We start from the raw sequence: 10,795 nt of genomic DNA on the forward strand, positions 1-10,795 counted from the left end.
TCTGGCGGTGCTGCTCGCCCGGCTGGGCGCGGGCACCGACCTTCCGATCGGTGTGGCGAACGCGGGCCGTACGGATGCCGCGCTGGAGGACCTGGTCGGCTTCTTCGTCAACACCCTGGTGCTGCGGACCGACCTGTCCGGTGACCCGGCGTTCACCGAACTGCTGCGCCGGGTGCGCGAGACCAGCCTGTCGGCCTTCGAGCACCAGGACGTGCCGTTCGAGAAGCTGGTCGAGGAGCTGGCGCCGGTCCGCTCGACGGCGGTTCAGCCGCTGTTCCAGGTGATGCTCACGCTGCAGAACAACGCGCGGGCCGTCGTCGACCTGCCGGGGGCGGAGGCCGCCGGGACGGCGTCGGGGGTGTCGGTTTCCAAGTTCGACCTGGAGGTGGCGGCGAGCGAGGCGTTCGACGCCGACGGCCGTCCGGCCGGGATCCACGGCGCCGTGATCGTCGCGGCGGACCTGTTCACCCGGGAGACGGCCGAGCGGTTCGCCGAGGGCCTGGTCCGGGTGCTGGGTGCGGTGGCCGCCGACCCGCGGCAGCGGGTGAGCGCGGTCGAGGTGCTGGCCGCTGAGGAGCGGCGTCGGTTGCTGGTGGAGTGGAACGACACGGCGGTGGAGGTCGGGTCGGGGACGGTGCCGGAGTTGTTCGCGGTGCAGGTGGCGCGGGATCCGGGTGCGGTGGCGGTGGTCGATGGCGGTGTCGGGCTGTCGTACGGCGAGTTGGACGCGCGGTCGAATCGGTTGGCGCGGTTCCTGGTCGGTCGTGGTGTCGGTGCGGAGTCGGTGGTCGGGGTCTGTCTGGAGCGTGGTGCCGAGCTGCTGGTGGCGGTGCTGGGTGTGCTGAAGGCCGGTGGTGCCTATATGACCATCGATCCGGAGTATCCGGCGCAGCGGGTGGCGTACATGTTGGAGGACGCCGAGCCGCGGGTGCTGCTGGCCGCGGCCGCCACCGAGGGCGTGCTGCCCGGTGCGGTGCTGCTGGACGACCGTGAGGTCGTGGCCGCCCTGGCGGAGCTGGACGCCGGCCCGCTCGCCGGGCCGGGGCCGGCCCCGGCCAACCCGGCGTACGTGATCTACACCTCGGGGTCGACGGGTCGGCCCAAGGGTGTGTTGGTGTCGCACGCGGGTGTGGCGAGTCTGGTGGCGGGTCAGGTCCGTGATCTGGGTGTGGGTGCCGGTTCGCGGGTGGGTCAGTACGGGTCGGTGGGCTTCGACGCGTTCGCGTGGGAGTGGTTCATGTCCCTGTTGACCGGCGCGGCGCTGGTGGTGATTCCGTCGGAGCGGCGGGTTGGTGAGGCGCTGCCCGGGTTCCTGGCGGAGTCGGGGGTGACGCATGTGGCGTTGCCGCAGGCGGTGCTGGCGACGCTGGACGAGGGTTCGATCGCGTCCGATGTGGTGTTGGTGACGGGTGGTGAGGCGTTGCCGGTGGAGGTGATGGCGCGCTGGTCGCGTGGTCACCGTCTGTTCAACTCCTTCGGTCCGGCCGAGACGACGGTGGACGCCGCCTGCTGGCTCTGCGATCCGCTGGCCGGCGAGGTGGCGATCGGGGCGCCGGTGGTGAACACCCGGGTGTTCGTGCTGGACGAGTTCCTGGCGCCGGTGCCGGTGGGTGTGGCCGGTGAGCTGTACGTGGCCGGTGCCGGTCTGGCACGCGGCTACCTGGGCCGTCCGGGCCTGACGGCGGAGCGGTTCGTGGCGAACCCCTTCGGCGGCGCGGGCGAGCGGCTCTACCGCACCGGTGACCGGGCCCGCTGGACGGCCGACGGGCGTCTCGTCTTCGCCGGCCGCACCGACGACCAGGTGAAGATCCGCGGCTTCCGGATCGAACCCGGCGAGGTCGAGAGCGTCCTCGCCGCTGATCCGCGGGTCGTCCAGGTGGCGGTCATCGCGCGGGAGGACGAGCCGGGTGACAAGCGTCTGGTGGCGTATGTGGTCGCGGACGGTGCGCCGGGCGACCTGCCGGGGCTGCTGATCCGGACGGCCGCGGAGCGGCTGCCCGCCTACATGGTCCCCTCGGCGGTGGTGGTGCTGGAGGCGCTGCCGCTGACCGTGAACGGGAAGCTGGACCGGGCGGCGCTGCCCGCCCCGGCGTACGCGGCCGGTGCCGGCCGTGCTCCGGCCAACGCGCGTGAGGAGGTCGTCTGTGCGGCCTTCGCCGAGGTGCTCGGCGTGGAGGGCGTCGGCGTGGACGACGACTTCTTCCGGCTCGGCGGGCATTCGCTGCTCGCGGTCCGCCTGGTCGAGGTGCTGCGCGGCCACGGCGTGTCGGTGTCGGTACGGGCCCTGTTCCAGACACCGACCCCGGCCGGGCTCGCCCTGTCGGCGGGTGCCGGCCGGGCGGTGGACGTCCCGGTGAACCTGATCCCCGCCGACGCCGTCGAGATCACCCCGGACATGCTGCCGATGGTGGAGCTCTCGGACCGGGAACTCGCCACCGTGGTGGCGGCCGTTCCCGGCGGTGCGGCGAACATCGCGGACGTCTACCCGCTCGCCCCGCTGCAGGAGGGCCTGCTCTTCCACCACCTGCTGGCCGACGGCGGCGACGACGCCTATGTCACCCCGCTGGTGTTCGAGCTGGAGTCCCGCGAGCTGCTGGACGCCTTCACCGGCGCCCTGCAGCAGGTCGTCGACCGCCATGACATCTTCCGCACCTCGCTGGTCTGGGAGGGCCTGCGCGAGCCGGTCCAGGCGGTCTGGCGCCGAGCGCCGCTCTCCGTCGAGGAAGTGGCCCTGGTCCCGGACGGCACCGACCCGGTGCAGCAGTTGCTGACCATCGGCGGTTCGTCGATGGACCTGGGCCGGGCGCCGCTGCTGACGCTGCACGTCGCGGCGCTGCCGGACGGCGGCCGGTGGCTGATGCTGCTCAAGGTCCACCACGCCGTCCAGGACCACACCGCCCTCGAGGTGGTGCTGGCCGAGGTGCAGGCCTTCCTGACCGGCCGGGGCGACTCGCTGCCCGCGCCGGTGCCGTTCCGCGAGTTCGTCGCGCAGGCCAGGGGCGGCGTGGCGCAGGCGGAGCACGAGCGCTACTTCACCGGGCTGCTCGCCGACGTGGACGAGCCGACCGCGCCGTTCGGCCTGGTCGACGTCCACGGTGACGGGGCGGACGCGGTCCGGCTGCGGGTGCCGTTCGCACCCAGGCTGCACGACCGGGTGCGCGCGGTCGCCCGCCGGCTGGGGACGAGCGCGGCGACCGTCCTGCACGTCGCCTACGCGCGGACCCTCGCCGCCGTGTCGGGCCGCTCCGACGTCGTCTTCGGCACCGTCCTCTTCGGCCGGATGAACGCCGGCGCGGGCTCGGCGAACACCCCCGGACCGTTCATCAACACCCTCCCGGTGCGCGTGCGCACCGGTGAACTGGGTGCACTGGAGGCCGTGTCGGCGATGCGCGGCCAGCTGGCCGAGCTGCTGGAGCACGAGCACGCCTCGCTCGCCCTGGCCCAGCGCGCCAGCGGACTGGCCGGCGACACCCCGCTGTTCACCGCGCTGCTCAACTACCGCCACAACCCCAGCAGTTCCGAGCGCGAGAGCGGCGACCGCAACCGCGGGTTCGAGGGCTTCGAGTCGCGGTTCGCCCAGGAGCGGACCAACTACCCGCTCGTGGTGGCGGTCGACGACGACGGCGAGTCGATCCACCTGACCGTGGACGCGGTGGCCGCCGTCGACGGCGAGGCCGTCGCCCGGCTCATGTGCACCGCCGCCGAGAACCTGGTCGCCGCCCTGGAGACCGCCCTGGACGGCGGCTCCGAGCAGCCGCTCGCCGCGGTGCGGGTACTCGGCGACGACGACCTGCACCGGCTGCTCGACGAGTGGAACGACACGGGGGACGCGTCCGAAGGCGCCCTGGTGCCCGAGCTGTTCGCGGCCCAGGCCGCGCGCACCCCGGACGCCGTCGCCGTGGTGTCCGGCGGCGCCGAGCTGACGTACGCCGAACTGGACGCCCGGGCGAACCGGCTGGCGCACTACCTGGCCGGCCGCGGCGTCGGTCCCGAGTCGGTGGTCGCGGTGGTCCTGGACCGCGGTGTCGAGCTGGTCGTCGCCCTGCTGGCGGTGCTGAAGGCCGGCGGCGCCTACCTGCCGGTGGATCCGGAGTACCCGGCGGACCGGGTGGCCTACACCATCGACGACGCCGGCACCGCCCTCGTGCTGACCACGAGCGGCCCGGCCAAGGTCCTGGTCGGCCTCGGGGCGCCCGTGGTGGCCCTCGACGACGCCGCTGTCACGGCGGAGTTGACCAGGCTGCCCTCGGATGTGCCGCCCGCGGACGGGTGTGCCGCACCGCTGCCGGAGCAGCCGGCGTACCTGATCTACACCTCCGGCTCCACCGGCCGCCCCAAGGGCGTCGTGGTCCCGCACGGCGCGCTCGCCGCGCACCTGGGCGGCGTGCGGGAGCGGGTCCGGCTGACGGGCGGTGACCGCCTGGTGGCGGTCACCACGGTGTCCTTCGACATCGCGGCGCTGGAGCTGTTCCTGCCCCTGGTGTCCGGCGCGTCGGTGGTGGTGGCCCCCCGCGAGGTGGTCCGCGACCCGGCGGCCCTCACCCGGTTGGTGGTCTCCTCCGGAGCGACCGTGGTGCAGGGCGTGCCGTCGCTGTGGCGGGCCCTGCTGGACGTGGACGGCTGGCCCGCCGGAGTGTGGGCGCTGGTCGGCGGCGAGGCCCTGCCGGCCGAACTGGCGCAGCGCTTCACCGCGCTCGGCATCGAGGCGGTCAACCTGTACGGCCCGACCGAGGCGACGGTGTGGGCGACCTCCGCGGAGGTGGCCGCCGGTCCGGTACTGGTGGGACGCCCGTTCGCCGGTGTGCGCGGGTACGTCCTGGACGCCCGGATGCAGCTCGCTCCGGCCGGTGTGGCGGGCGAACTGTACCTGTCGGGCGCCCAGTTGGCGCGCGGCTACGCGGGCCGTCCCGGTCTGACGGCGGAGCGGTTCACCGCGAACCCGTATGAGCCGGGGGAGCGGATGTACCGCACCGGCGACCTCGCGCGCTGGACCCGCGACGGCCAGCTGGAGTGCCTGGGCCGCGCCGACGACCAGGTGAAGGTCCGCGGCTTCCGGATCGAGCCGGGCGAGATCGAGGCGGTGCTCGCCGCCCACGACACGGTGGCCCAGGCCGTCGTGGTCGTCCGCGAGGACAAGCCCGGCGACCAGCGACTGGTGGCCTACGTGGTGCCCGCCGGGGCGAGCGGGGAAGAGGCCGAGGGACTCGTGCAGGCACTCCGCCTGGCGGTCCAGGACCAGCTGCCCGCGTACATGGTCCCGTCGGCGGTCGTGGCGCTGGACGCCCTGCCGCTGACCGCCAACGGGAAGCTGAACCGCAAGGCCCTGCCCGCCCCCGAGTTCGGCGCGGGCGCGGGCCGGGCACCGGCGAACCGGCAGGAGGAACTCCTGTGCCGGGCGTTCGCCGAGGTCCTGGGCCTCGACAGCGTGGGCGTGGACGACGATTTCTTCGCCCTCGGCGGCCACTCGCTGCTCGCCACCCGACTCATCAGCCAGATCAGGGCGCTGCTGCGGATCGACGTATCGCTGCGCACGCTCTACCGGACACCGACGGTCGCCGGACTCGCCCGGCAGCTTGGAACACAGAAGACAGCCAGGCCAGCACTGCGGCCGATGCGCACCACCGAGGAGCAGCACTGATGATCCCTCTGTCCTTTGCCCAGCGTCGGCTCTGGTTCATCGGCCAGCTGGACGGCCCCAGCCCGGCCTACAACCTCCCGATCGTGCGGCGGCTGTCCGGCGGACTGGACCCGACGGCGATGAACGCCGCACTGCGCGACGTCATCGGCCGGCACGAGGTGCTGCGCACGGTGTTCCCGACCAAGGACGGCGAGCCCTACCAGCGGATCCACAAGCTCGACGAGCTGGAATGGGAGCTGGCGGTGTCCGAGGTGGCGCCGGAGGAGCTGCACGCCGTCGTGGGCGAGGCCACGCGGTACCTGTTCGACCTGGCGTCCGAGGTGCCGATCCGGGCCTGGGTCTTCTCCACCGCCCCGGACGAGCACGTCCTGGCGGTCGTGGTGCACCACATCGCGGGTGACGGCTGGTCGATGGGGCCGCTGGCCCGGGACGTCTCCGAGGCGTACGCGGCCCGTTGCGCGGGCAGGGCGCCCGCGTGGGAGCCGCTTCCGGTCCAGTACGCGGACTACACGCTGTGGCAGCGTGAACTGCTGGGCGACGAGAACGACCCGGCCAGCCTGATGCACGCTCAGCTAGACTACTGGCGTGGGGCCCTGGCGGGTGCGCCGGAGGAACTGGCGCTGCCCGTGGACCGTCCGCGTCCGATGGTGTCCTCCCACCGCAGCACCACCGCTCCGGTGGAGGTTCCCGCCGAGGTGCATGCGCAGCTCGCGGAACTGGCCCGGGCCGAGGGCGTGAGCATGTTCATGGTGCTGCAGTCGGCGCTGGCCGTGCTGCTCTCGCGTCTGGGCGCGGGCACGGACCTGCCGATCGGCACCGTCGTCGCCGGCCGTACCGACGTGGCGCTGGACGACCTGGTCGGGTTCTTCGTGAACACGCTGGTGGTGAGGGCGGACCTGTCGGGCGATCCGACGTTCCGCGAGGTGCTCGACCGGGTGCGGGAGACGACCCTGTCGGCCTTCGACCACCAGGACGTGCCGTTCGAGAAGCTGGTCGAGGAGCTGGCGCCGACCCGGTCGATGGGGCGTCATCCGCTGTTCCAGACGGTGTTGACGTTGGAGAACAACGCGCAGGCCGTGCTCGACCTGCCCGGTCTGTCGGCGGGCGGGCTGCCGACGGGCGAGCGGACGGTCCGGTTCGACCTGGACGTGCTGCTGGGCGAGGCGTTCGACGCGCAGGGCGCACCGGCCGGTGTGTACGGATCGGTGATCGGTGCGGCGGATCTGTTCGATGCGGCGTCGGTCGAGCGGCTCGCGGTGTACTTCGTGCGCGTGCTGGCCGCTGTGTCCGCTGACCCGCAGGCGCGGGTGAGCGGAGTCGAACTGCTCGACGACGCCGAGCACCGTCGTGTGATGGTGGAGTGGAACGCCACGGAGGAGGAGGTTTCGGCTTCCTCGGTGGTGGAGTTGTTCGAGGCGTGGGTGGCGTCGTCGCCGGATGCGGTGGCGGTGGTGGCCGGTGGTGAGCGGGTGTCGTTCGCGGAGCTGGACGCGCGGGCGAACCGGTTGGCGCACTTCCTGGTGGCTCAGGGTGTGGGTGCGGAGTCGGTGGTGGGTCTTGCCCTGCCGCGTGGTGTGGAGATGATCGCGGGGATCCTGGCGGTGTGGAAGGCGGGTGCGGGTTACCTGCCGGTCGACCACGCGCAGCCGGCGGACCGGGTGGCGTTCACGCTGAAGGACAGCCGGGTGGCGCTGGTCGTCACGACGGACGAGATCCTCGGTGAGCTGCCGTCGGTCGGGGTCCGGCTGGTGGCCATCGACGCGACGTTCACGGCGATGCAGTTGGCCGCCCTGCCCACGACCGCTCCCGGGGTGGCGGTTGCCGGGGACGGTCTGGCGTATGTGATCTACACGTCGGGTTCGACGGGTCGTCCGAAGGGTGTGGCGGTCACGCACGGCGGTGTGGCGAACTATGTGTCGTCGGTGCCGGGTCGGGTCGGGTTCGGTGTGCCGGGCGGGCGGTATGCGCTTCTTCAGGCGCAGGCCACGGACCTGGGGAACACGGTGGTGTTCGCGAGCTTGGCGACGGGTGGTGAGCTGCACGTCCTGGAGGAGGGGGCGGTCACCGATCCGGCGCGGGTGGCGGCGTATCTGGCCGAGCAGGGGATCGACTTCCTGAAGGCGGTGCCCTCGCACCTGGCCGCTCTGGCGTCGGTGGCGGGTGTGGGGGGTGTGCTGCCGGGGCGTTCGCTGGTGCTGGGTGGTGAGGCTGCCACGCCGGAGCTGGTGCGCGAGCTGGTCGAGCGGGCGGGTGAGCGGGGGGTGTTCAACCACTACGGCCCGACCGAGACGACGATCGGTGTCGCGACCACGCGGTTGAGCGTTGATGATGCCGCCGGTGGTCTGGTGCCGGTGGGTGCGCCGGTGGCGAACACCCGGTTCTATGTGCTGGACGGGTTCCTGCGGCCGGTGCCGGTGGGTGTGGCGGGTGAGTTGTATGTGGCGGGCGTGCAGGTGGCGCGTGGTTATGTGCAGCGGCCGGGGTTGACGGCGGAGCGTTTCGTCGCGAACCCGTACGGTGTCGTCGCCGGGGAGCGGATGTATCGCACGGGTGACCGGGTGCGGTGGACGGCTGATGGCCGGGTGGTGTTCCTGGGTCGTGCGGACGAGCAGGTGAAGGTCCGTGGGTTCCGGGTGGAGCTGGGCGAGGTCCAGGCCGGGATCACCGCGCATCCGCTGGTCGGGCAGGCCGCGGTGGTGGCCCGGGAGGACGTGCCGGGTGATGTGCGTCTGGTGGCGTATGTCGTGGCGGACGATCCGGACGAGGACGCCAGTGGTCTGCCGGCCGCGGTGCGGGAGTTCGCGGCGCGTCGTCTGCCCGAGCACATGGTGCCGGCCGCGGTCGTGGTCCTGGACGCGATCCCGTTGACGGGCAACGGCAAGCTCGACCGCAAGGCCCTGCCCGCGCCGGAGTACACCAGCGGGACGGGTCGCGGCCCGGCGAACGCGCGCGAGGAGATCCTCTGCGCGGCGTTCGCCGAACTGCTGGGACTGGACAACGTCGGCGTCGATGACGACTTCTTCCGGCTCGGCGGACACTCGCTGCTGGCGGTGCGCCTGGTCGAGGTGCTGCGGAAGCAGGGCGTGTCGGTGTCGGTGCGGGCGCTGTTCGACAGGCCGACGCCGGCCGGTCTGGCGGCCTCGTCCGGCGTGGCGGAGGTGTCGGTACCGGCGAACCTCATTCCGGCCGACGCGACCGCGATCACGCCGGAGATGCTGCCGCTGGTCGACCTGACCGCGGAGGAGGTCGAGCGGGTCGTCGCGACGGTGGACGGCGGCGCGGCGAACGTCGCGGACGTGTATCCGCTGGCGCCGCTGCAGGAAGGCCTGCTGTTCCACCACCTGATGGCGGAGGGCGGCGAGGACGCGTACCTGATGCCGGTGGTGATCGAGTTGGACTCGCGGGAGCGCGTGGACGACTTCGTCCATGCCTTCCAGCAGGTGATCGACCGGCACGACATCTTCCGCACGTCGTTCGTCTGGGAGGGCCTGCGCGAGCCCGTGCAGGTGGTGTGGCGGCACGCCCGGCTGGCAGTGAACGAGGTGGCCCTCGACCCGCAGGCCGCCGACCCGTCGGCCGAACTCCGGGAAGTCGTCGGCCTGTCCATGGACCTGGGGCAGGCGCCGCTGATCAGCGTGCACGCGGCGGCGCTGCCCGAGGGCGGGCGCTGGCTGGTGCTGCTGCGGCTGCACCACCTGGTGCAGGACCACACCGCGCTGGAGGTGCTGCTGCACGAGGTCCGGGCGTTCCTGACCGGTCGCGGCGGTGAACTGCCGAAACCGCTGCCGTTCCGCGACTTCGTCGCCCAGGTGCGCATCGGGCAGGAACGGACCGAGCACGAGCGGTACTTCACCGAACTGCTCGGTGACGTGACCGAGCCCACCGCACCGTTCGAGGTGGTCGACGTCCAGGGCGACGGCACCGCCGTGGAGCGCGCCGTGGTGCCGCTCGCACCCGAGACGGTGGAGCGGCTGAGGGCGGTGGCACGTCGGGCCGGAACCAGCCCGGCGACGCTGATGCACGTCGCGTGGGCGCGGGTGCTCGCGGCGGTGTCCGGCCACGCGGACGTGGTGTTCGGGACGGTGCTGTTCGGCCGGATGAACGCGGGTGCGGGCGCCGACCGGGTGGCAGGGCTCTACATGAACACGCTGCCGGTTCGGGTGAAGACCGGTGAGCTGGGTGCGCTGGAGGCCGTGACGGCGATGCGCGGCCAGCTGGCCGAGTTGCTGGAGCACGAGCACGCCGCGCTCGCCGTGGCCCAGCAGGCCAGCGGCCTCGCGGCCGGCACCCCCGTGTTCACCTCGCTGCTCAACTACCGCCACAACACCGGCAGGGCCCCCGAGCAGGAGGATGACCGCGGTCTGGACGGCATCCGCGTGGTGTTCTCCAAGGAGCGCACCAACTATCCACTCGGCGTCTCCGTCGACGACAGCGGCGACGAGATGGCGCTTGCGGTCGACGCGGTCGCACCGATCGACCCGGGCGCCGTCGGCGTGCTGCTGCGGACGGCTGTCGATGGACTGCTCCCCCTGCTGGAGCGGGCCCTTGACGGCCAGGAAGACGCCGAGCTCCGCACGGTCCAGGTGCTGCCTTCCGAGGAGCTTCACCGGGTGGTGGTGGAGTGGAACGACACGGCTGTCGGGGGTGTGGTGTCGACGTTGCCGGCGTTGTTCGAGGCGCGGGTGGCGTCGGTGCCGGATGCGGTGGCGGTGGTCTTCGAGGGTGTGGAGGTGTCGTTCGCGGAGTTGGATGCGCGGGCGAACCGGCTGGCGCGTCACCTGGTCTCGCAGGGTGTGGGTGCGGGTTCCGTGGTGGGGGTGTGCCTGGAGCGCGGCGTGGAGTTGGTGGTGGCGCTGCTGGCGGTGGTGAAGGCCGGTGGGGCGTATCTGCCGCTGGATCCGGAGTATCCGGCGGAGCGGGTCGGCTACGCGGTGGAGACGGCGGGTGCGTCGGTGGTGGTGTCCACCGGTTCGCTGGCGGGTGTGCTGCCCGGCGGTGTGGTGCGGGTGCTGGTGGAGGACCCGGCCCTGGCTGGGCTGGACGACGGTCCGCTGGATGTGGTGGTGCTGCCGTCGCAGCCGGCGTATGTGATCTTCACGTCGGGGTCGACGGGTCGTCCGAAGGGTGTGGTGGTGCCGCACGAGGGCATCGTGAACC

General features: G+C 72.6%; 2 protein-coding genes (1 of these 2 only partly in view). Both read left to right on the forward strand.

Annotation, left to right across the window (positions count from 1 at the left end):
- On the forward strand, positions 1-5,638 hold the 3' portion of the coding sequence (locus ACFY0X_RS36065; protein WP_387760751.1) for a non-ribosomal peptide synthase/polyketide synthase. Its footprint begins 13,559 nt before the window's first position; 5,638 of the gene's 19,197 nt are visible here — the last part of the coding sequence; its start codon lies beyond the left edge, outside the window; the stop codon is at positions 5,636-5,638.
- Positions 5,638-10,795: amino acid adenylation domain-containing protein (locus tag ACFY0X_RS36070; RefSeq protein ID WP_387760752.1), on the forward strand; the 5,158-nt coding region annotated here is incomplete at its 3' end. The genes ACFY0X_RS36065 and ACFY0X_RS36070, both read left to right, overlap by 1 nt.

Origin of the sequence: Kitasatospora sp. NPDC001547, from assembly GCF_042894165.1 — a bacterium.
Taxonomy (GTDB): Bacteria; Actinomycetota; Actinomycetes; order Streptomycetales; family Streptomycetaceae; genus Kitasatospora.